This is a genomic window from Bacillus sp. GW823-FHT06A10 (assembly GCF_058795375.1).
Window position 1 is genome coordinate 942,824 of sequence record NZ_JBXAHT010000001.1, and the last position, 22,938, is coordinate 965,761.

At 35.0% G+C, this 22,938-nt stretch carries 19 protein-coding genes and 1 other annotated feature; of the genes, 13 read left to right on the forward strand and 6 right to left on the reverse strand.

Features of this window, described 5'->3' with window-relative positions; genetic code table 11:
• Window positions 1-17: 17 nt before the first annotated feature.
• The 4 genes from exsE to AC1Q8M_RS05005 are packed head-to-tail and all read right to left on the reverse strand — an operon-like array spanning window position 18 to window position 2,956.
• Entirely contained in the window at window positions 18-974 is a 957-nt protein-coding gene (gene exsE / locus AC1Q8M_RS04990; RefSeq protein ID WP_001261423.1) for an exosporium protein ExsE, read from the reverse strand.
• On the reverse strand, window positions 971-2,041 hold the full coding sequence (locus AC1Q8M_RS04995) for a hypothetical protein (RefSeq protein ID WP_001039116.1): 1,071 nt from the start codon (window positions 2,039-2,041) through the stop codon (window positions 971-973). The genes exsE and AC1Q8M_RS04995 overlap by 4 nt, the downstream gene beginning before the upstream one ends.
• Window positions 2,034-2,477 carry a hypothetical protein gene (locus AC1Q8M_RS05000; protein ID WP_098855585.1) on the reverse strand — a complete coding sequence of 148 codons (444 nt, stop codon included), beginning with the start codon at window positions 2,475-2,477 and terminating at the stop codon, window positions 2,034-2,036. Before AC1Q8M_RS05000 ends, AC1Q8M_RS04995 begins: the two co-directional genes overlap by 8 nt.
• Window positions 2,474-2,956: an RNA polymerase sigma factor gene (locus tag AC1Q8M_RS05005; RefSeq protein WP_232339738.1), complete on the reverse strand. Its 483-nt coding sequence runs from the start codon at window positions 2,954-2,956 to the stop codon at window positions 2,474-2,476. Before AC1Q8M_RS05005 ends, AC1Q8M_RS05000 begins: the two co-directional genes overlap by 4 nt.
• 284 nt (window positions 2,957-3,240) lie before the next feature.
• On the opposite strand from AC1Q8M_RS05005, the gene AC1Q8M_RS05010 reads away from it, so the two are divergent.
• The 6 genes from AC1Q8M_RS05010 (at window position 3,241) to cls (ending at window position 9,677) form a co-directional block, all read left to right on the forward strand.
• Window positions 3,241-3,879: a response regulator transcription factor gene (locus AC1Q8M_RS05010; RefSeq protein ID WP_000704780.1), complete on the forward strand. Its 639-nt coding sequence runs from the start codon at window positions 3,241-3,243 to the stop codon at window positions 3,877-3,879.
• Window positions 3,880-3,883: 4 nt separating this feature from the next.
• Window positions 3,884-4,984: a sensor histidine kinase gene (locus AC1Q8M_RS05015; RefSeq protein WP_072938169.1), complete on the forward strand. Its 1,101-nt coding sequence runs from the start codon at window positions 3,884-3,886 to the stop codon at window positions 4,982-4,984.
• Window positions 4,985-5,122: 138 nt separating this feature from the next.
• The gene (locus AC1Q8M_RS05020) at window positions 5,123-6,061 is read left to right on the forward strand and encodes an ABC transporter ATP-binding protein (protein ID WP_001093820.1); all 939 of its coding nucleotides are present in this window, start codon (window positions 5,123-5,125) and stop codon (window positions 6,059-6,061) included.
• Between the two features lie 37 nt (window positions 6,062-6,098).
• The gene (locus AC1Q8M_RS05025; RefSeq protein WP_001020153.1) at window positions 6,099-7,208 is read left to right on the forward strand and encodes an ABC transporter permease; all 1,110 of its coding nucleotides are present in this window, start codon (window positions 6,099-6,101) and stop codon (window positions 7,206-7,208) included.
• A gap of 1 nt (window position 7,209) precedes the next feature.
• On the forward strand, window positions 7,210-8,355 hold the full coding sequence (locus tag AC1Q8M_RS05030) for an ABC transporter permease (RefSeq protein ID WP_098400497.1): 1,146 nt from the start codon (window positions 7,210-7,212) through the stop codon (window positions 8,353-8,355).
• 110 nt (window positions 8,356-8,465) lie between these two features.
• On the forward strand, window positions 8,466-9,677 hold the full coding sequence (gene cls / locus AC1Q8M_RS05035; protein ID WP_141505436.1) for a cardiolipin synthase: 1,212 nt from the start codon (window positions 8,466-8,468) through the stop codon (window positions 9,675-9,677).
• 53 nt (window positions 9,678-9,730) lie between these two features.
• On the opposite strand, the gene pyrH is transcribed toward cls, so the two are convergent.
• A complete protein-coding gene (pyrH, locus tag AC1Q8M_RS05040) occupies window positions 9,731-10,474 on the reverse strand; it encodes a UMP kinase (RefSeq protein ID WP_001248061.1) in 744 nt (247 codons plus the stop codon).
• A gap of 376 nt (window positions 10,475-10,850) precedes the next feature.
• Here pyrH and AC1Q8M_RS05045 point away from each other — a divergent pair, with 376 nt between their 5' ends.
• The 6 genes from AC1Q8M_RS05045 (at window position 10,851) to AC1Q8M_RS05070 (ending at window position 20,983) form a co-directional block, all read left to right on the forward strand.
• The gene (locus AC1Q8M_RS05045) at window positions 10,851-12,122 is read left to right on the forward strand and encodes a cation:dicarboxylate symporter family transporter (RefSeq protein WP_000713290.1); all 1,272 of its coding nucleotides are present in this window, start codon (window positions 10,851-10,853) and stop codon (window positions 12,120-12,122) included.
• A gap of 24 nt (window positions 12,123-12,146) precedes the next feature.
• Complete coding sequence (gene aspA, locus AC1Q8M_RS05050) at window positions 12,147-13,586, forward strand: aspartate ammonia-lyase (RefSeq protein ID WP_000224200.1); 1,440 nt, start codon at window positions 12,147-12,149, stop codon at window positions 13,584-13,586.
• A 75-nt stretch (window positions 13,587-13,661) separates the two neighbouring features.
• Complete coding sequence (malS, locus tag AC1Q8M_RS05055) at window positions 13,662-15,374, forward strand: oxaloacetate-decarboxylating malate dehydrogenase (protein WP_141532471.1); 1,713 nt, start codon at window positions 13,662-13,664, stop codon at window positions 15,372-15,374.
• Between the two features lie 63 nt (window positions 15,375-15,437).
• Entirely contained in the window at window positions 15,438-16,736 is a 1,299-nt protein-coding gene (locus AC1Q8M_RS05060; protein WP_098365963.1) for a sensor histidine kinase, read from the forward strand.
• 2 nt (window positions 16,737-16,738) lie between these two features.
• A complete protein-coding gene (locus AC1Q8M_RS05065; protein WP_000500299.1) occupies window positions 16,739-17,671 on the forward strand; it encodes a response regulator in 933 nt (310 codons plus the stop codon).
• A gap of 117 nt (window positions 17,672-17,788) precedes the next feature.
• Window positions 17,789-20,983 carry a DEAD/DEAH box helicase gene (locus tag AC1Q8M_RS05070; protein WP_098855582.1) on the forward strand — a complete coding sequence of 1,065 codons (3,195 nt, stop codon included), beginning with the start codon at window positions 17,789-17,791 and terminating at the stop codon, window positions 20,981-20,983.
• A gap of 101 nt (window positions 20,984-21,084) precedes the next feature.
• Here AC1Q8M_RS05070 and AC1Q8M_RS05075 read toward each other — a convergent pair whose 3' ends face one another.
• The gene (locus AC1Q8M_RS05075) at window positions 21,085-21,219 is read right to left on the reverse strand and encodes a DUF3934 domain-containing protein (protein ID WP_000047588.1); all 135 of its coding nucleotides are present in this window, start codon (window positions 21,217-21,219) and stop codon (window positions 21,085-21,087) included.
• A 406-nt stretch (window positions 21,220-21,625) separates the two neighbouring features.
• Window positions 21,626-21,884 (forward strand) — a binding site (T-box leader).
• A 70-nt stretch (window positions 21,885-21,954) separates the two neighbouring features.
• Between AC1Q8M_RS05075 and asnA the strand changes: the two genes are divergently transcribed.
• The gene (gene asnA, locus AC1Q8M_RS05080) at window positions 21,955-22,938 is read left to right on the forward strand and encodes an aspartate--ammonia ligase (RefSeq protein WP_000284912.1); all 984 of its coding nucleotides are present in this window, start codon (window positions 21,955-21,957) and stop codon (window positions 22,936-22,938) included.

The window sequence follows — 22,938 nt, forward strand, 5'->3', positions numbered from 1 at the left end:
CAATTGCGGAAGGTTTTTTATTTTTCGAGAACACTCATATTCAAATTATAAGCTTTCTCAATATTTAACTTGTACGTCCCATTTCCAGTTTTAATCGAATTTTTATACCAATGTTCTTGGTTGTTTAATTCTGGATGTTCTTCTGAAGAAGTATTTTCGTTTTTCGTTAAATCTTCTACTTGTTCCCAAGGTGTGCTTCCATGTGTTTCTTTTTGATTTGTTACTGCTGTTAAAGATACATCACTCTCTTGTGCAAGATGGACAGACACTCTTGAGCTTTCCTGTACAAACCAATTATTTTGTAATTGACCTGGATAAAGAGATAGTTCGTTATTTGAAGCACGGATTTCCACATTTTTATTTTGCGGAAGAACAAGCGTTGGTTTCACCTGTGGTGCTGAATTAAATAACGTATGCTGAACAGGTAATGATTTTAAAGTGATATACATCGTTTCTCCAGCCGTTTGAACTGAAAGGAAATCATCTTGTTTTAAATTGAGTTTTTCATTTGCTTTCGTCGTCATTTCATAAGTTCCCAAAAGGTGAATTTGATTTGTATTATTTCCCTCTATCGTTAGAGGCTGATGACCTGCATCTACTACGATTTTTTTGATAGATTCAGGTATATCAAATTGTCCGTCTGGAATATTACTCGTTTGCCTCGTTGTGTTAATAGAGTGACGAACTTCTTCTAGTAATCCAGTTGATAATAAACAGTAAAAAGCAATTCCGACGCTTCCTAAAACACCGATAAAGAAAATACTAAAAATATCATATTTAATAAATGATTGTTCCTTCTTAGAAAATAGAAGGTATAGTAAAACTTCAGCTCCAAGTATGATAAGTAAAACTGGCCACCATGCAGTTAGTGTATCTAATACTTGAATTCCTTTTACGACTGAAAATAGTAAAAAGCATCCTAACGATATAATAGAAAGCCCCATTGAGAATGTTCCAACACGCCAAGTCCTCATTCGCTTGTCCCACCTTTGTTTTCTTTATTTCCAAGTAACAATTTAAAGCCGCCGCCAATTAAAAGGAGTGCAACGATAGATGTCTGGAAATAGCGATAATATAGTTCACTAAGATGAATATTAAATATAGTTACAAAATAATCATTCAAAATAGGAAGGACTGTTTGATTTAATAAATAATAACCACCGAGTGTAATTAATCCGATACCGATCCATCTTTGATGATTTATAAAATAATCGATAATGGGTTCGTCTTGTACTCGTTCTTTTCCGTATTTTGCTGTTTGCTGTAACGCATCAAAAAAGCTATAGAACCAAATGATTGGTACTAAAAATAAAAACGCAGAAAGTCTTAATAAGTCGAGTAAATAAATAGATAGTAAAAAGGCTGCCATAAGCTGAAGACCACGGCGTTGTAAACCTAAATACATATGACCTGCTCCAGGGAACATCGCTAAAATAGAAGCAAATGTTTTACTTTTCTTTCCTTGCTCTCGATGTTCTTCAAACTCTTCGAAAATAGTACGATCATCTAGTTGCTCGCCACGTTCTTTTTTCTGGAGTTGCTGAACAACATCGAAGAAATTGTAAATCCATAAAACAGGTAATGTAATAAGGAAGATAAGAAAACTTTCTTGCGATGTTAAAAGTGCAACGAAAATAATCATACTTCCGATTCCTGTGCAAGCTACTAAAAACGTAAGACCACGTTGCATAAGTCCTAATTGGAAATGGCCAAGTCCAGGGATGATAGATAGGAGAATGATATAAAATCGTTCGCTCTCTTTAGAGGAATTTATCAATTCTCCAGCTTCTTGTTTTTTCGTTTGTTTTATAATGGTGATAACTAAATCTAGTAAGTTAATTACCCATAGAACAGCTAGTAAAAATAGAGAAAGAAAAGCAATATCACGTTCTCTTACTACTATGGTACAGAATACTGCAAAGGAGAATAGAAATAAAGATCCTCCGCTATATAAAATAAACCGTCCTAGCTTTTTTAAGTATAAATGTCCAAGCCCAGGAATTAGCCCTAATACAAGTGCTAAAAAGGGGTTTTTATTCATGCTTTAAACCTCCGTCCTTTTTTGATGTATCTACCGATTTGTTTACAATTTGTTGTGAGATAGAAGACTCGTTATGTTTTGAAGATTTCTCGAAATTTGATGTCGCTGTAAAAATATATTGGAATAAACCACTTACCATAAAAATAATTGTAGCTGCAGTCGCAATTATGTAGTGAATAATTGTGCGTTTTAGTGAGTTTGTTTTTATATTTTCATTAGGTTGTAGCGTTTCAAAATTAATTTGCGTCATAACTTCGTTCGTAAATGAATCATCATTTATCATTGGAAGGTTTTCATGTTGTTCATCAATACTTTCCATATAAAGTGTTAAACAATGATCACATTCGTAAAGATGTTCTTCCATAGATTCACGTTCATTGCTTTCTATAAAATCTAATGTATAATTGCACCAATCTTCTTTTGAATAATGCATCATAGAAACTCTTCCTCCTTCCAATGTTTTTTAATCCATTTTCGTGCCCGATACAGTTTCATTTCAACTGTTTTCACTTCGATGTTTTCCTGTAAAGCAATTTCTTGATAGCTTTTTTCTTCTAAGTAATGTGCGAGAACGACGTCACGGTAATTTTCCGGAAGTTCTCTCAGTTTTTGAGCGATGAGTAATTTTTGCTCTTTCGTCAATAATAAATCCTCAATATTATGAGAGGATTTTATATTTCCCTCAGTTTCTTTACATAAGGAGAGTTCTTCGTTTTCTCTAGCTTTCTTCCTCTTATAATCAATAGCGTGATTGGTGGCAATACGCGCCATCCACGTTTTTAATCCGCGAAATTGATAATTAGGGAGAGAGGCGTGAATTTTTACGAATACTTCTTGTGTAACATCTTTCGCATCTTCTTCATGTCTTAAAATAGAAAAGATAACTTGGAAAATATAATGACGATATGTTTGCACAAGGATACGAAAAGCATGTTCGCTTCCTTGTTGTGCTTTTTCAATTAATTGTTTTTCCTCAATGGGTCTCTCCCTCCTTTTTGACGCATTCTATTATATAGACGTAAAGAATGATAAGTCACCCTACACATTTTATAAAAAAAGAATAATATATTTTTTGTAGGAGAGCTAGATGAAAAAAGGTGTGAAAAAATGGTAAAGAGAAGTATATAATGAGCAAGTGGGAAATGTTACACGTAGAAAGGATGTGAATGTTAGTAGGAGGAAGGTCCATACTAACAAACATGAAAATTACAATATTGATAGCAGATGATAACTCTTTTATTAGAGAGGGCATGAAAATTATTTTAAATACATACGAAGAGTTTGAAGTAGTAGATACAGTAAATGATGGGAAGGAAGCAGTGGAGTATTGCAAAAAGAACGACGTTGATATCGCTCTATTAGATGTTCGCATGCCAAATATGAACGGAGTAGAGGCGACGAAATTCATTTGTGAAGAGACGAAAACAAAACCGCTTATTTTAACGACGTTTGATGATGATGAATATATTTTGGATGCAGTAAAAAACGGAGCTAAAGGTTATTTATTAAAAAATAACGATCCGGAGCGGATTCGTGATGCGATAAAAGGAGTATATAACGGTCAAACTGTTATGCAAGATGTTGTCCTCGATAAAATTAAGTCTAATTTAATGGAAAGTAAAGAGGAAGAATGTAAAATTGATAAGAGTCTTTTCACAGAAAGGGAGCTTAGTATTATCGCATTAATTGCAAAAGGTTTCTCAAATAAAGAAATTTCGAAACAGCTTTTTATATCTGAGGGAACAATTGCAAATTATATTACGTCAGTTTTAGGGAAAACTGGACTTGAACATCGCACACAAATTGCGATTTATTACTTAACAGGGAAAGTAGATTAATGATATGGAATTTTGGTTAACTGTAAGTAAATTAATTGTCTTTTTATATATTGTGTTTAGTTATATTTACGCAAATGTAGCAAATTTACCGTGGGTTATATTTACTTTACTTATTTACCTCTCTGTAAACGTAATGATTTCTATATTTAAAAAAGATACGTATAAAAAAATATTAATCTGTATGTCCATTGGCGTAGTTATGTTATTTACATGGAGGATTCATCCATTTTTTATTTTGTTTTTACCTTTGAACTTATACGAAATTATATTCTATTACATAGAAAATAATTGGCCACGCTTTGTCGTTATGATGCTCCCAATTACGATTGCAGATGAAAGTATTCGAATGACTTATGGATTAATTGTTGCATTTTCTTTTCTCGTTTTAACTATTGCAGATCGATATATATCGCGTGTAGTAAAGCTTGAATCGCAAAATGATAAGATGCGGAAAGATATGCAACGACTTACGAAAAGTTTACATGAAAATAAAGAGTACATAAGACAATCTGAATACACATTTAAGCTAGAAGAGAGAAATCGGTTATCACAAGAAATTCATGATAAAATTGGCCACTCGATGACGGGTGCACTAATTCAAATGGAAGCAGCAAAGAGATTAATGGGGATAGATAAAGAAAAATCAGCGGAGTTATTACAAAATGCAATTCACATTTCAAAAGATGGAATTGAAAGTATTCGCATTACGTTAAAAAATATGAAGCCACCAACAGAGCAAATTGGCATTCATCGTATGAAATTATTCATAGAGGAATTTGCCGGTAAGAATGATGTGAATATTCCTTTCGTGTACAAAGGGAACTTAGATATGATTTCTCCCATTCAGTGGAAAATTATCGGTGAGAATGTTACAGAAGCACTAACAAATGCAATGAAATATGCTGATGCGACAGTTATTTCTATAGATATTCATGTGCTTAACAAGATGGTTAAGGTGCAAGTGAAGGATAACGGAAAAGGGGTAGCTCTTGTTAAAAAAGGTCTCGGTATTATGGGGATGGAGGAGCGAACGGCGTCTGTAAACGGAAAAATTATTGTAGATGGGACAAGTGGTTTTTCAGTAACGATGTTGTTGCCAATATAAAGAGAATGGTACGAGGATGAACCATCTCATATGAAAAAAGTGAATATTCTCATGTGAAAAGAATGAACTTCTGCACTGAGCAGGTTCATTCTTTTTGTTTATACTAAAAGCAGAGAAACCGAAATAGGGGTGAAAATGATGAATACATTAGAAATTAAAAATTTAACGAAAAAATTTGGTGATTTCATCGCAGTTGATAATATGTCTTTATCTATTAAAGAAGGAGAAATATTTGGCTTTTTAGGATCAAATGGTGCTGGTAAGAGTACAACGATAAATATGATTGCTGGTTTGTTAAGAAGTAATGAAGGTGAAATTAGCATACTAGGAAAAAATATAAAGAAACATAATCGATTTGCAAAGATGAATATCGGTATTGTTCCACAAGATATTGCGATTTATGAAGAGTTAACTGCCTATGAAAATGTGAAATTCTTTGCTGGATTGTACGGATTACGAGGAGCTGAATTAAAAGCTAGGGTAGAGGAAGCTCTTCAATTTGTAGGACTTAGTGATAAACAGAAAAGCTATCCGAAGAACTTTTCTGGTGGGATGAAAAGAAGATTAAATATTGCTTGTGCAATTGCACATAGACCGAAGTTAATTATTATGGATGAACCGACAGTTGGAATTGATCCGCAGTCAAGGAACTATATTCTTCAGTCTGTCCGGAAGTTAAATGAAATGGGAAGCACTATTATTTACACGAGCCACTACATGGAAGAAGTAGAAGAGATTTGTACGAAAATCGCAATTGTCGACCACGGTAAAGTGATTGCAGAAGGTACGAAAGAACAGTTAAAAGCGATTATTACAGATACGAAAGATATTTGGATTGAAGTGAAGTCAGTAGAAAATTTAGATGTAGAAAAGTTAAAAGAGATAAACGGTGTGAAAGCTGTTCAGATTGAAGAGAACGTAATCAAGGTAAACTCGGATGCAGGATTAAATAATTTAAATCAAATTATTCAGCATTTCATTAATCATGACATTGAAATTCGTTCGTTAGAGGAGCAGGCTCCAAACTTAGAAACAGTATTTCTTACGTTAACCGGAAGAAACTTACGAGATAAATAAAAGGTAAATGAAGAAAAGGTAAAGGGAGGTTCATCAATTGAACATCTTCAATATTGCAATTATGCATATTAAAAGAGATTTCAGAGACGTAAGAACTTTAGTTTTTATGTTAGCATTTCCGATTGTGCTTATGCTTGTGTTAGGAACAGCGTTAACCAACGCATTTAATAGTGATAGTCATTCGATTAAAGATATACAAGTGCTATATAAAGATGAAGCGAGTAGCACGTTTTCTCAATCATTTGAAGCATTTACGAAAGAAGTGGATAAATCAGGTATTCATTTTAAAAAAGCTTCCGAAGGTATAGATGGGAAAGAAGAAGTGAAGAAAAATAAATATGCTGCTTATGTAGAGTTAAATAAAGATGGTGCAAAATTTTACGGAAGTGACAAAAGTAGTATTGAGGGGAGTATTGTGGAAGGAATGCTTACAACATTTGTTGATAAGTACAATGTAGCGGTCGAAGTTGCAAAAGTAGATCCTACTAAGGTGAGCACAGTTATTTCAAACGGAAATCATAATGATTATATAAAAGAAACATCCTTACAAGCTGCGAAAAAACCAGGTTCTATGGATTACTATGCGGTTGTAATGACAACGATGATTGCACTATATGCTGCGATGGGAGCGAGTTCTTTAATTCGAGGAGAACGAATACGTAAAACAGGAGATCGTCTCATTGCTGCACCTATAAGTAAAGCTGAAATATTCATTGGAAAAGTACTTGGTAGCCTAGTAGCAAATGCCCTGTGCATATTACTCGTCATGTTATTTAGTAAATTTGTTTTTCAAGCGAATTGGGGCGACCATCTTGGAATCATATTTCTTATTTTATTAACACAAGTCTTTCTAGCAATTAGCTTCGGTTTAGGAATCGGATATATTACGAAAACAGCTGAAGCGTCTAGGGCAATTATTATGGTTGTTGTGCAATTAGCTTCTATTTTTGGAGGTGCATATTTCGTAATAGAAGAAAATTTCGTTACGAATTTATCACCATTAACTTGGGCAAATACAGCTGTTATGAAAATTATTTATGCAAATGATGTAGGGGCAGCATTATCAGTCATTTCTTTAAACCTTGGAATTTCAGCACTCTTTTTATTAATTGCAATTATTGCATTACGTAGACGGGAGGGGCTATAGTATGAAGGATATTTTATGGCTCATACAAAAAACGTTATCTGTGCTTTTGAAAAATAAAAAAAGTTTACTCATTATAATTAGCTTGCCGATAATAGGGACGCTCATTTCCTTCTCGATATATGGAAATGCAGGGCAAGGAACGTTAAATATCGGGATTGTAAATAAAGAAAATGAGCCGATAACAAATGATACGATAAAGTTTTTAGAAGGATTAAATCATGTGAATGTGAGTAAGGTTAAGGAGTCTGAAGTAGAAGATAAACTCACTTCCAAAAAACTTGATGGAGTTATTACATTGGATTCTGGTTTTTCAAAAAGTGTTCGAGAAGGGAAACCAGAGCATATTGAAATTTCATCGATTAAAGGTGATCAAGTAACAGGATTTATAAAATCATATTTATATAATTATATTGATAATATAGCAGCTATTAGTAAAGTAGCAGGAACAGATCAAAGTACATTCGACAATATGTACGCAGGGTATCAAAAAGGTTCATTTAAAATGAAAACTGAGATGCTAGAAGATACTTCGAAAAATAAAGATATGACAAATCAAACGATGGGTTACCTTATTATGTTTATGCTGTTTTCAGCAGCTAACTTATCAGGTCATATTTTAAAAGAAAAAGAGAATAGAACGTACTTTAGACTATTATCAACGCCGATAGATGGGAAGAAGTTCATATTATCTAATGTCGGGGTAAATATGATAATACTAACAGTACAAATTTTGATTACAATCCTATTCCTGACGAATGTTTTTCATACGAATATCAATATGTCTTTCATAGTGATGATGGGCGTACTAATGCTATTTGCATTAATCGCAATTGGAATATCATTAGTCCTTGTAGCTTTTTCGAAAAACTCAGCATCGGCAAATGCGATGCAAAATATGATCATTGTACCAACATGCTTACTTGCGGGATGTTATTTCCCATATGATATTATGCCAAGTGCAGTACAAAAAGTAGCTAATTTTCTTCCGCAGCGCTGGTTGTTAGATACGATATCAAAACTACAGCAGGGAATACCATTCTCGGAGTTGTATTTAAACATTTTAATTTTATTCGCTTTCGCAATTGCATTCTTCTTAATTGCGATTTATAAGTTTGGAAGAAATAATGATGCGAGGAATTTTGTTTAATGTGAAAAGGATGTGACGTTAAGTCACATCCTTTTTTGTATGAAGCATGAAATCTAAACTTGAATGACAAAATAGAAAGGTGGAAAGAAAATGATCGGAAGGAAATCAAAATGATTAAAAAAATATTGCGAGTTACTTCTATTGTTATTGCTATTTTCGTTTTTATTTTAATTTGGATGCATATCGATGTTACCTTAGGTAGGAAAATGGAAGCTGGGGAAAACATGCCGACAGAGTATGCGCCTCATTATAGTGATTTTCAATTATATGTAGAAGGGAAATCATTATATGAGCAGCTATTTGAAGATATTAAAAAAGCGAAAAGCTCCATCTACACTTATTTCTTCATTTTGTCGGATGATAAAAGTAGTCATACTTTTTTAAACTTATTAAAAGAGAAGGCAAAAGAAGGAGTAAACGTCTATTTATCAGTTGATCGCATGAATGATTTATCATTTGAAAGAAAGATGATAAATGAATTGAGGGAAAGTGGTGTGCATTTTACATATAGTAGAAAACCTGCATTGCCATTCGGATTTTATTCACTTCACCATCGTAATCATCGCCGTATTACGACGATTGATGGGGAGATTGGCTATACAGGCGGATTTAATATAGGAGATGAGTACTTAGGGAAAGATAAGCGATTTGGATATTGGCGTGATTATCATGTACGGCTTAAAGGAGAAGGAGCAAAAGATTTAGAAGAGCAGTTTGCTTTAGATTGGAAACGAGATACGAAAGAAGAGATAAAGAGGAGTACGAATAAAGCTAGTAAAGGGAATACATTACATACTATGACTAGTTACAATGGGCATTACGTTGCTGAAAAATATATAGAGCTCATAAAACAAGCTCAACACTCCATTGTAATTGCAACGCCGTATTTTATAGCAAAAAATAAAGAATCTATGAATGCTTTAATCGCAGCACAAAAGCGTGGTGTTACAGTAAAAATACTTTGGTCATATAAACCAGATCTACCTCTTATAAAAGAAGCGGCGTATCCATACATACGTCAAGCTGTTAATAATGGGATTACTGTATATGGGTATAAAAAAGGAATGTTCCATGGTAAATTAATGCTTATTGATAATGAATTAACCGTTATTGGTACAACAAACTTTACTTCGCGTAGCTTCAACATAAATGATGAAATGAATTTTTATATTTATGGTGGTCCTATTGTAGGACAAGTTAATAAGGCATTAACAGAGGATTTTCATGATTCGAAAGAAATGACGAAAGAGTTTTTTGAAAAGTTATCTTTTTGGGAGCGTTGTAAGGAGAAAGTAGCGGGATTGGTTGAGTTCTATTTGTGATGATGGATTAGGAAAGGGTGCCTACAAAAGGCACCCTTTTTGGTGGGAAATCATTATTTTTCATGCACCAGCATCGTAACATCATCATTGATCAACGTCCCCACATGTTCGCCTAAACATATTTTCTTCATGACCCCAGGCTCATCAAAGTTAAAGACATGCGTTGGTAAATTGTAGTCTCTGGCAAGCAGTAATGCCGCTTGATCCATGACTTGTATATTTTGTCTAACGACATCATTATAGTTTAGTTTGCTGTACATTTTTGCTGATTTATTATGCTTTGGATCACTTGTAAAGACGCCATCTACCCCTTGTTTTGCGACTAATATGGCATCACTATTCATCTCGATGGCTCTTTGTACACTTGGATAATCTGTTGTCACGAACGGTTGGCCGTTTCCGCCTCCAAAGATAACGATATAGCCGTTATCTAAATGGTGGACTGCACGCAAGCGAATGTATGGTTCAGCTACTGCATTAAATGGAATGGAAGTCATAACGCGTACTTCTCTATTTGTTTTACTTGTTAAAACACCGCGAAGCATTAAGCTGTTAATGATTGTACCTAACGTACCGATATTATCAGCTTCCACGCGATCAATTCCCCACTCTTCAGCTAGATGCCCCCTAAAAATGTTACCGCCACCGATGACGATGGATACTTCGATACCTAAATCAACAATAGATAAAATTTCGTTTGCGATATGTTCTAATCGTTTGGAGTTAAAGCTATTTCCAGTTTGATCGGCAAGTGCACCGCCGCTTAATTTAATTAAGACACGTTTATATGGTCTCATAACAATTCCCCCTATATAGATCGCAATAAAAAAGGAACAAAGGCGAATGCCTTTGTTCCTTTTTAAGAAAATGAAAAAGAAAAGAAGAAGATAGGACGAATTGCTTTGTATAGTTTTTCATAACATCCACTCCTTTTCATTTTGATTTGTTTTAAGTATATATCTTTTTGATTATACGAAACAATCTGATTACTTATCAAGTTTATTTTATCGTTTTTTAACAAAATGGTGTCAATGAAAAAAAGAAGAAAAATATTTGAATTTTTTGTGACGAACTTGTAGGTTTTTGTATGATTTTGTAGGTTCGCTTATAAGATGTGTGAGTAGCTTTTATAAATTCAAATTGAAAGCGTTCGCATGAAGGGGATGAACATAAATGAAAAAATTCGGATTGGCAACACAAATTTTTGTCGCGCTTGTTTTAGGGATTGTAGTAGGGGCAGTCTTTTATGGCAATAAAACGGCGATTTCTTATATCACACCAATTGGGGATATATTTATTCACTTAATTAAGATGATTGTAGTACCAATTGTTATTTCAGCATTAATTGTTGCGGTAGCTGGTGTAGGAGATATGAAAAAGCTTGGGAAACTGGGCGGTAAGACAATTCTTTATTTCGAAATTATTACGACGATTGCTATTTTAATGGGATTACTTGCAGCGAATATATTCCAACCAGGTACTGGCGTTGATATGAGTAATCTACAGCAAAGTGATATTTCTTCTTATAAACAAACTGCAGATGCAACAGAGAAGAAAGGTTTTGCTGATACAATTGTTCACATTGTACCGAAAAACGTATTTGAATCGATTGCACAAGGTGACCTATTACCGATTATATTCTTCTCAGTACTATTCGGCTTAGGAGTTGCAGCAATTGGGGAAAAAGGAAAGCCTGTCTTTAACTTCTTTGAAGGTGTACTCGAAGCGATGTTTTGGGTTACAAATCAAGTTATGAAATTTGCACCATTTGGTGTATTCGCATTAATTGCGGTTACGGTTGCAAAATTTGGTGTAGCAACACTACTTCCTTTAGGAAAACTAGTGCTAGCTGTATACGTAACTGTTATACTATTCGTTGTGATTGTATTAGGTATTAATGCAAGAATGGTTGGCGTAAACATTTTTACATTAATGAAAATTTTAAAAGAAGAACTGATTCTTTCATTTACGACAGCAAGTTCAGAAGCTGTTTTACCTAATATAATGAGAAAAATGGAAGAGTTCGGTTGTCCAAAGGCAGTTGCCTCTTTCGTAATTCCGACAGGTTATACATTTAACTTGACTGGATCGGCTATTTATCAAGCGTTAGCGGCATTATTTGTTGCACAAATGTACGGTGTGCACATGTCACTGACAGAGCAAATAACGTTATTATTCGTTCTCATGTTAACATCCAAAGGTATGGCGGGAGTTCCAGGTGCATCGTTCGTTGTTGTATTAGCAACGTTAGGTTCAATGGGGTTACCACTAGAAGGTATCGCGTTAATTGCGGGAATTGACCGCATTTTAGATATGATTCGCTCATCTGTCAATGTATTAGGAAATGCATTAGCGGCCATTGTTATGTCGAAGTGGGAAGGCGAATTCGATAATGAGAAAGCAAAACAATATGTAGAAACAGTCAAAGAAACAAAAGCAGCATAAGAAATCGTTAAGGAGTGAATAATCATGGCAACATTAACTGAAGTTAAAAATGGTGTTCGAATTGAAAAAGATTTTTTAGGTGAAAAAGAAGTACCAAACTATGCATACTACGGCGTGCAAACGATGCGTGCAGTTGAAAACTTCCCGATTACAGGATACAAAATCCATGAAGGCTTAATTAGAGCGTTCGCAATTGTAAAAAAAGCAGCAGCGCTTGCTAATACAGATGTAGGAAGATTGGAATTGAACAAGGGTGGCGTGATCGCAGAGGCTGCTCAAGAAATTCTTGATGGAAAATGGCATGATCATTTCATCGTAGATCCAATTCAGGGCGGAGCAGGTACTTCAATGAACATGAATGCAAATGAAGTCATTGCCAATCGTGCTCTTGAATTATTAGGAATGGAAAAGGGAGACTATCACTATATTAGTCCAAATAGTCATGTAAACATGGCGCAATCAACAAACGATGCATTCCCAACAGCGATTCATATCGCTACATTAAACGCATTAGAAGGTTTATTACAAACGATGGGTTATATGCACGATGTATTTGAATTAAAAGCAGAACAGTTCGATCATGTGATTAAAATGGGTCGTACACATTTACAAGATGCTGTGCCAATTCGTCTTGGACAAGAGTTTAAAGCATACTCTCGCGTACTTGAACGTGATATGAAACGAATTCAACAATCGCGTCAACATTTATATGAAGTAAATATGGGGGCAACTGCAGTTGGTACAGGCTTAAATGCAGATCCAGAATATATTGAAGCAGTTGTAAAACATTTAGCTGCAATTAGTGAATTACCGCTTGTTGGTGCAGAAGATTTAGTGGATGCGACACAAAATACGGATGCTTATACTGAAGTATCTGCAGCACTTAAAGTATGTATGATGAATATGTCTAAAATTGCGAATGACCTTCGCTTAATGGCATCAGGTCCACGTGTTGGTTTAGCAGAAATTATGTTACCAGCTCGTCAGCCAGGTTCATCTATTATGCCAGGGAAAGTAAACCCTGTTATGCCAGAAGTTATTAATCAAATTGCGTTCCAAGTAATTGGTAATGACCATACAATTTGCCTTGCTTCAGAAGCAGGACAATTAGAATTAAACGTTATGGAACCAGTACTTGTTTTCAACTTACTGCAATCAATTAGCATTATGAATAACGGTTTCCGTGCCTTTACAGATAATTGCTTAAAAGGAATTGAAGCGAATGAAGATCGCTTAAAAGAGTATGTTGAGAAAAGTGTAGGAATTATTACAGCCGTGAACCCTCATATCGGTTATGAAGCAGCAGCTCGCGTTGCGAAAGAAGCAATCGCGACAGGGCAATCCGTTCGAGAACTTTGTGTGAAAAATGGTGTACTGTCACAAGAAGACTTAGAGTTAATTCTAGATCCATTCGAAATGACACATCCAGGGATTGCAGGAGCAACTCTTTTAAAGAAAAATTAAAAGAAGAGGGGGGACAAACCCCTCTTTTTTGTTTACAATATAGAAATGCTATATATGAATAGAGGTAGGGATGTTATGAGCAAGTTTACAGTAGCTTCTAATGGTGCATTAGAAACAACATTAAGAGGAGCAGAAGTATTATCAACACCACTTTTAAATAAAGGGGTAGCTTTCACACAAAATGAAAGAGAAGAGTTAGGTTTAAAAGGGTTATTACCGCCAGCGGTTTTAACGTTAGAAGAACAGGCACGCCGAGCATACGAACAATTTAGTTCGCAGCCGGATGATTTATTAAAGAATGTATACTTAACTGCGTTACATGATCGAAATGAAGTATTATTTTATCGTATATTAACAGATCATTTACGTGAAATGTTACCGATTGTATATACACCAACTGTCGGTGTAGCAATTCAAAGGTATAGTCATGAATATCGTAAACCACGTGGTATTTACTTATCAATTAACGACCCATCAGGTATTGAAGAAGCGTTTGCCAATATTGGTGCAACAGCTGAGAACATTGATTTAGTCGTTGTAACAGATGGAGAAGGTATATTAGGAATTGGTGATTGGGGTGTTGGCGGTATTAATATCGCAATCGGAAAATTAGCTGTTTACACTGCCGCAGTTGGAATCGATCCTAGCCGCGTATTACCGGTAATATTAGATGTAGGTACAAACCGTGAGGAACTATTAAACAACCCATTTTATATTGGAAATCGTCACCCTCGTATAACAGGTGAATCTTACGATGAATTTATTGATACATTTGTTCAAGCGGTAAATAAACAATTCCCGAAAGCACTTTTACATTGGGAAGATTTCAGTTCTCGCAATGCACGAAAAATTTTAGATAAATACCGTCATGACGTATGTACGTTTAATGATGATATTCAAGGTACAGGTGCAGTTTCACTTGCTGCTGTATTATCAGCGGTGAAAGCTTCTGGTGTACCACTGAGTGAACACCGCGTTGTTGTGTTTGGCGCTGGTACAGCTGGAATCGGTATCGCAGATCAAGTAAGAGATGCAATGGTCCGTGCTGGCTTATCAGAAGAAGAGTCACATAATCGTTTCTGGTGTATTGACCGAAACGGATTAGTTACAGATAACATGGAAGATCTTCTTGATTTCCAAATTCCATATGCAAGAAAAGAAGCAGAAGTAAGTGAGTGGAAGCAAAATGATGTGATCGGACTTGCTGAAGTTGTGAAACATGTAAAACCGACAATTTTAATTGGCACATCTACTGTTGCAGGTGCATTTAAAGAAGAGATTATTAAAGAAATGGCTTCTCACGTAGAAAGACCAATCATTTTGCCAATGTCGAATCCGACGCCACTTGCTGAAGCAAAACCAGTAGATTTAATTGAATGGACAGAAGGAAGAGCATTAGTTGCAACAGGAAGTCCATTTGAACCAGTTACGTATAACGGTGTAACGTACGTTATCGGGCAATCAAATAATGCACTTATTTTCCCAGGGCTTGGTCTTGGAACAATTGTAGTACGTGCAAGCGTTATGACGGATGGGATGTTCGCAGCAGCTGCTGAAGCAGTTGCAAGTATGGTAGATACAAGTCAGCCAGGCGCACCTATTTTACCAGAGGTCGAAGAATTACGTAATATCTCAGAAATGGTTGCAATTGAAGTAGCTAAAGTTGCAGTTGCAGAAGGTGTTGCAAGAGTGAACTTAAGTGATAACGATATCAAGATGGCAGTGAAAGAAGCAATGTGGAAGCCAGAGTATCGCCAAATAAAAGCGGTAGAAAAGGTTAGAATATAGAAACGAAGCCCGTTTATAACAATAAGCGGGCTTTCGCTTTTACTACTGAAAAAAGTATAGGAAGTGGCACCTTTGAATTGGAATCAATTATGGAAGAAAGATATGTCCCTTTTAATTATATTAATGGTCGTTGTTCCGATTGCTGGGGAGCTGAACTTTCATCCCTTTAATGATACGTTTCGAGTTAGCTTCGGTACACCGCTATTCTTCTTTTTATTATTATTTTTAAGAAGAGTACCAGCAGGAGTTGCAGGTATTCTTGTTGGTATATCTGTAGTCTTATTCCGAGTATGTCTTGACTGGATCATGCAAGGTTCATTTCATATGACAGAATCATTTTATTTGCGTTATCCTGTGTTCTTCTATTATTTTATTTATGGCAGTTTTTTTTCGCTTTGTAGGGTAAATAAGTTCCATCAGAAACCAATCATTATTGGATGCCTTGGAATTTCAATTGAAATTGTTGCAAGTATGTCAGAACTTGCGTTTTATCACATGTTAGTACTAGGTACAACAATAACGATTTCTGAAGTGAATAAACTTATTATTATTGCTATTTTTCGTAGTTTCTTTGCACTTGGTTTTTTAAATATGATGAATTTATATGAAACGAAATTAAAAGAATCGCAAGTTCGAAAAGAAAATGAAAATATGTTAATGCATCTTTCTAATTTATATGTGGAATCTGTTCATTTGAAAAAGACGTTACAAAATGCGGAGTTAATTACACAAGAAGCATATCAACTTTATCGAAACTTACAAGTAAGCGCTGATTCAAGTAGTAAAACAGCATTGAAAATAGCGGGGGAAGTGCATGAAATAAAAAAGGATAATCAAAGGATATTTGCAGGGTTATCTAAACTGTTATTAGATAAAAATGTGGCTGAATATGTAGAAGGACATGAGTTAGCAGAGATGATTGTTAGAATAAACGAGAAGTATGCTGAAATGCTAGAAAAGGATATACGTTTTTCTAAACATATAGAAGGTGAGCATGCTGCATACCACGTGTATACAGTGCTATCAATTTTTAATAACTTAGTTGCAAATGCAGTTGAAGCAATTGAAGATAAAGGTTTCGTTATTATTAAGCTATATAAAAGAAATCAGCAAATATTTTTTGAAGTAATTGACGATGGGCCTGGTATTACACAAAAGTATAAGAAATTAGTATTTAAGCCAGGATTTACTTCCAAGTATGATCAAACGGGAACACCGTCAACTGGTATTGGGCTTTCTTACATAAATGAAATGGTAACAGAGCTAGGCGGAGAAGTGAAATTAGAAGACCGAGAAAATAAAAGAGGATGTAAGTTTATCGTTTGTTTACCAGAGGATAGTTTAAAGCGGGAAGGGGAATAGATTTGTTTTATTATATCGTAGACGATGATGAAGTTTTTCGTTCAATGCTTTCGCAAATTATTGAAGATGGAGATCTTGGAGAAGTAATTGGTGAGGCGGATGACGGAGCTTTTATTGAAGCGGATCAACTAAATTTTAAAAAAGTAGATATTTTATTTATTGATTTGTTGATGCCGATGAGGGACGGAATTGAAACAGTTCGTCACATTGCGTCAACTTTCACGGGGAAAATTATTATGATTTCTCAAGTGGAATCGAAGCAGCTTATAGGTGAGGCATATACACTTGGTGTAGAATATTATATTACAAAACCATTAAACAAAATCGAAGTTGTATCTGTTGTACGCAAAGTGATAGAGCGTATTAGATTGGAGCGTTCTATACATGATATTCAAAAATCATTGAATAACGTGTTTCAGTGGGAAAAACCGCAATTGCGTACTGAACCAGTACAAGAAGGAAAAAAGATAGGGGATTTAGGGCGCTTTTTACTATCAGAACTCGGTATTGCGGGAGAGAATGGAAGTAAAGATTTACTTAGTATGCTGGAATATTTATATGGTCAAGAAAAGGCACAGACATTTGACTTTGGCTTTCCTGCGTTAAAAGAAATTTTTCATCATATTACGATAAGGAAATTAGGGGATATAGCTTTAGAGGCGGATATTGATAAAGAGAAAAAAGCGTCTGAACAAAGAGTACGTCGAGCTATTTATCAGTCGTTAAATCATTTGGCTTCTTTAGGACTAACAGACTTTTCAAATCCAAAATTTGAAAGCTATGCTCCAAAATTTTTCGATTTCACTGTAGTTAGAAAACGGATGACAGAAATGACGAAAGATGAACTTGCATCTTCTGGTCATACGCGAATTAATACAAAGAAGTTTATTCAAGTGTTGTATTTTGAGGCGAAGAGGTTGATGGAGATAGAGTGAAGAAGATGCTTATAAATAAGCATCTTTTTTGTTAAATCAACATTTTATATTTTCTCGTGGAGCATGTAAAATGTTAAGTAAGAGAAAATGGTTTTATATTAAGGAAGTGTCAAAGCGATGAGTTTCACATTGAATAAATCGATTATTAAAGAAGTGTGCGGAGAGACCTCATATAAAAGAGGTGAAGCCTATTATAAATCAAATAAAGTGATAATAAATCATTATGATGAAAATAAAGAAATTTGCGAGGCGACAGTAAAAGGGAACGAGGATTTCCAGGTTACAGTAGAAAAAGCTAAAAAGGGTGATGTTGTTGCAAAATGTAGTTGTCCTTCATTAGCGTCTTTTCAAACGTACTGTCAACATGTTGCAGCAGTATTAATACAAATAAACTATAATCAACAAACAGGTGGAATGAGCTCCACTAGTAACAGAAATGATCAATTGACAAGTGGTATGTTGCAGCTGTTTGCAGACAAACCACTGAGGCCAAAAAGTAAACAACACCGTTTTGATACACGTGAAATATTAGATGTTGAGTTTATATGTACACCAGTAGCTACGAGAAGTGGTGGTGCTCTTCTTGGAATTCAATTGAAACTTGCCAAGGTGTATTTCATAAATCATATTAGAGAATTTCTTTCTAAGGTGGAGAAAAGAGAGTCTTTTCATTGTTCAAATGAATTTACATATACACCAGATGTACATAGTTTTAAACAAGAAACGGATGCAATTATTCAGCAGCTCATTAAAATGTATCATAACGAAAAAATGTATGAGGATGCGCTAGAAGTACATGCGAAACAAGATGAAAGTATGATATTTATACCACCAGCTTCATGGAAAGATATGCTCTCTTCACTTTCTAAAGTTGAATATGTACAGCTGAAACAAAATAAACAACTGTTTCAGGGATTACAAGTTTCAAAAGGTTTGTTGCCGTTACACTTTGAATTTACGAAGGGAAATAATGGCGGATTTACACTTCATATAGATGGTCTAAATCGTGTACAAGTTATGGATATGTATAACAATGCACTTTATGGTGGGAAATTATATCACTTACACATTGAAGATTGTATGCGACTTATTGAATTACAAAAGATGATGAGTCGCTCAAATAGTAATCAGTTTTATATTCCAGAAAGTAAGATGGAACATTTCGTCGCGAAAGTTGTACCAGGATTAATGAAGCTCGGAACGGTACACATTGATGAAGTAATATCGGATCGTGTTGAAACACCTTCGCTAAAAGCGAAATTGTATTTAGACCGCGTGAAAAATCGCTTATTAGCAGGTCTTGAATTTCACTATGGGAACGTCATGATTAATCCGCTAGAAGAGGATGGACAGCCGTCTGTTTTTAATCGTGATGAGAAAAAAGAAAAAGAGATTTTAGACATTATGAGTGAAAGTGGCTTTGCAAAAACAGAAGGCGGTTACTTTATGCATAATGAAGAAGCTGAGTATAACTTTTTATATCACGTCGTGCCAACATTAAAAGGTTTAGTTGATATTTATGCGACGACAGCAATCAAATTGCGAATTAGTAAAGGGGATGCAGTTCCTCTTATTAGAGTGAGAAGAAAAGAAAGGATTGATTGGTTGTCATTTCGTTTTGATATAAAAGGAATACCAGAAGCAGAAATTAAAGGTGTATTAGCGGCCCTTGAAGAGAAACGTAAATATTATCGATTGGCGAACGGTTCGTTTTTGTCGCTAGAGAGTAAAGAGTTTAATGAAATTAATCAGTTTATAAAAGAATCAGGTATTCGGAAAGAATTTTTACATGGAGAAGAGGTAAATGTTCCGCTTATTCGGAGTGTAAAATGGATGAACGGACTTCACGAAGGCAATGTTTTAAGTTTGGATGATTCAGTTCAAGAGTTAGTAGAAAACATTCAAAACCCGAAAAAATTAAAGTTTGCTGTGCCAAATACTTTAAATGCAGAAATGAGAAAGTATCAAGTATATGGGTTCGAATGGATGAAAACACTTGCTCATTACCGTTTTGGCGGTATTTTAGCAGATGATATGGGACTTGGAAAAACGTTGCAAAGCATTGCTTTTATAGATTCTGTTTTGGCTGAGATTCGAGAAAAGAAACTGCCAATATTAGTCGTTTCACCATCATCTCTTGTTTATAATTGGTTTAGTGAATTGAAAAAATTCGCCCCGCATATTAGAGCAGTTATTGCAGATGGAAACCAAGCAGAGCGCCGGAAAATTTTGAAAGATATAACGGAATTTGATGTCGTAATCACGTCATATCCATTACTGAGAAGAGATATAAGATTATATGCAAGACCATTTCATACACTATTTCTTGATGAAGCACAGGCGTTTAAAAACCCTACAACGCAAACGGCAAGAGCTGTGAAAACAATTCAAGCTAAATACCGTTTCGGACTAACTGGTACACCTGTAGAAAATTCATTAGAAGAGCTATGGTCTATTTTCCATGTCGTCTTCCCGGAATTATTACCAGGAAGAAAAGAGTTCGGTGATTTAAGGCGTGAAGATATAGCGAAGCGAGTGAAACCATTCGTATTAAGACGATTAAAAGGGGACGTATTAAATGAGTTGCCAGAGAAAATAGAGCACTTACAATCATCGGAGTTATTACCCGATCAAAAGAGTCTCTATGCTGCTTATTTAGCGAAGTTAAGGGAAGAAACGTTAAAGCATTTAGACAAAGACACGTTACGTAAAAATAAAATTAGAATTTTAGCTGGTTTAACGAGATTGCGACAAATTTGTTGTCATCCCGCTTTATTTGTTGATGATTACAAAGGAAGTTCAGCTAAATTTGAACAACTGTTAGAGATTTTAGAGGAATGTAGAAGTACAGGGAAGAGAATATTAATTTTTTCTCAATTTACGAAGATGCTTTCCATTATTGGTCGTGAGTTAAATCGACAAGCAATTCCATACTTTTATTTAGACGGGAGTACACCAGCGCAGGATCGTGTAGAGCTGTGCGATCGGTTTAACGAAGGAGAAGGAGATCTATTTCTCATTTCTTTAAAAGCTGGTGGTACCGGACTTAATTTAACTGGTGCAGATACAGTAATATTATATGATTTATGGTGGAATCCAGCTGTTGAACAACAAGCGGCCGATAGGGCGTATCGAATGGGACAAAAAAATACAGTGCAAGTTATAAAGCTAGTATCTCAGGGAACAATTGAGGAGAAAATGCATGAACTGCAAGAAAGTAAGAAAAATTTAATCGCTGAAGTGATTGAGCCGGGAGAAGAGAAATTGTCCTCAATCACAGAGGAAGAAATTCGAGATATTTTAATGATTTAATATAAAAAAGCTATGCCTTCAAATTTATGAGGGCATAGCTTTTTTGTTGTAATAATTATATTTTGTTTTGTACAAAGTAAAGAAATCAAATGTTATTTAAATTACTTCTTTGTCCCTTTACTTTTGTATGGTTTGGCAGCTGCCTTTTTCTTTGCACTTGATTGCCAACGGTTCCATCCTTTACTTCCTGTACCTTGTCCTACACCTTTTTTCGGTTTTGCTTTCGTTTTACTCATATGATCACTCCGTTATATAAAAATCTTATTTGATAATAGTCAATGATTTAGAAAATACTCTTTATAAATGACTATGATTGCTTTAAGTAAAAATAAACTGCTTGAATGCTATAGTATAACATGAATTTGCAAGTAAACTGAAAGGAATTATAAAGAAAATGAAAATAATAAGAAATACTGCAGATTCTATATTCCGAACGATCACATTAATTGTTGTGTATACGTTAGTTTCGGTCAGTGAAACATTTTTTGGATTGACGAGGCAGAAAAAGTAAAGATGTTAAATTAACAACAATCAATAAAGCCGTAAAATAAAGAATTGAAAAACATTTTAAAACTTTTTGTTGACTTTCTTTATTTTTTGTATAGAATAATCATTAATAAAATGTTTCAGAGATGTGACAACAAAACGACTATGAAAGGACGAGTAGTAGTAGGACGTAGTTTAAGCGAGTCAGGGGTGGTGTGAGCCTGATACGAAGCCTATTATGAAGAACCTCCTGGAGTTGCTAACCGAAATCCTTTATAGGAAAGTAGACTTAGCCGGGAACTTCGCCGTTACAAGAAGAACAGTATCGAGATATTTCATCTCCGTATTGTATAAGTGAGCAACCTCTGTTGCTAATTTGGGTGGTACCGCGGAACCAAAGCCTTTCGTCCCAGTTTTTTGGGAAAGAAGGGCTTTTTTTGTTGGCTTCTTTTCACAACATCCAAACATTTTAGGAGGAAACCACCATGTATCAATCATTAATGACAGTAAGAGAGACTCAAATCGCAATTAAGGAAGTTAAAACATTTTTCGAGGACCAATTAGCAAAACGCCTTGAACTATTTCGCGTATCTGCACCATTATTCGTAACGAAAAAATCAGGATTAAACGATCACCTAAACGGTGTAGAACGCCCAATTGAATTTGATATGTTACATTCAGGAGAAGAATTAGAAATTGTTCATTCACTAGCGAAATGGAAACGATTTGCATTACATGAATACGGATACGAAGCTGGTGAAGGTTTATATACAAACATGAACGCGATCCGTCGTGATGAAGAACTTGATGCAACGCATTCCATTTACGTTGACCAATGGGATTGGGAAAAAATCGTTCAAAAAGAATGGCGTACTGTCGATTACTTACAAAAAACAGTACAAACAATTTATGGAATATTCAAAGATTTAGAAGATCACTTATTTGAAAAATATCCGTTCCTTGGAAAGTATTTACCAGAAGAGATTGTTTTTATTACTTCTCAAGAACTAGAAGATAAATATCCAGAATTAACACCGAAAGATCGTGAACACGCAATTGCAAAAGAACACGGTGCAGTCTTCATTATTGGAATTGGTGATGCACTTCGTTCAGGTGAAAAGCATGACGGACGCGCGGCTGATTATGACGATTGGAAATTAAACGGTGATATTTTATTCTGGCACCCAGTACTACAATCTTCATTTGAATTATCATCAATGGGAATTCGTGTTGATAGTAAATCGCTTGATGAGCAGCTAACGAAAACTGGTGAAGACTTCAAACGTGAGTATGATTTCCATAAAGGTATATTAGAAGACGTACTACCATTAACAATCGGCGGTGGTATTGGGCAATCAAGAATGTGCATGTACTTCTTACGTAAAGCACATATCGGTGAAGTTCAATCTTCTGTATGGCCTGATGATTTACGTGCAGCTTGTAAAAAAGAAAACATTCATCTGTTTTAA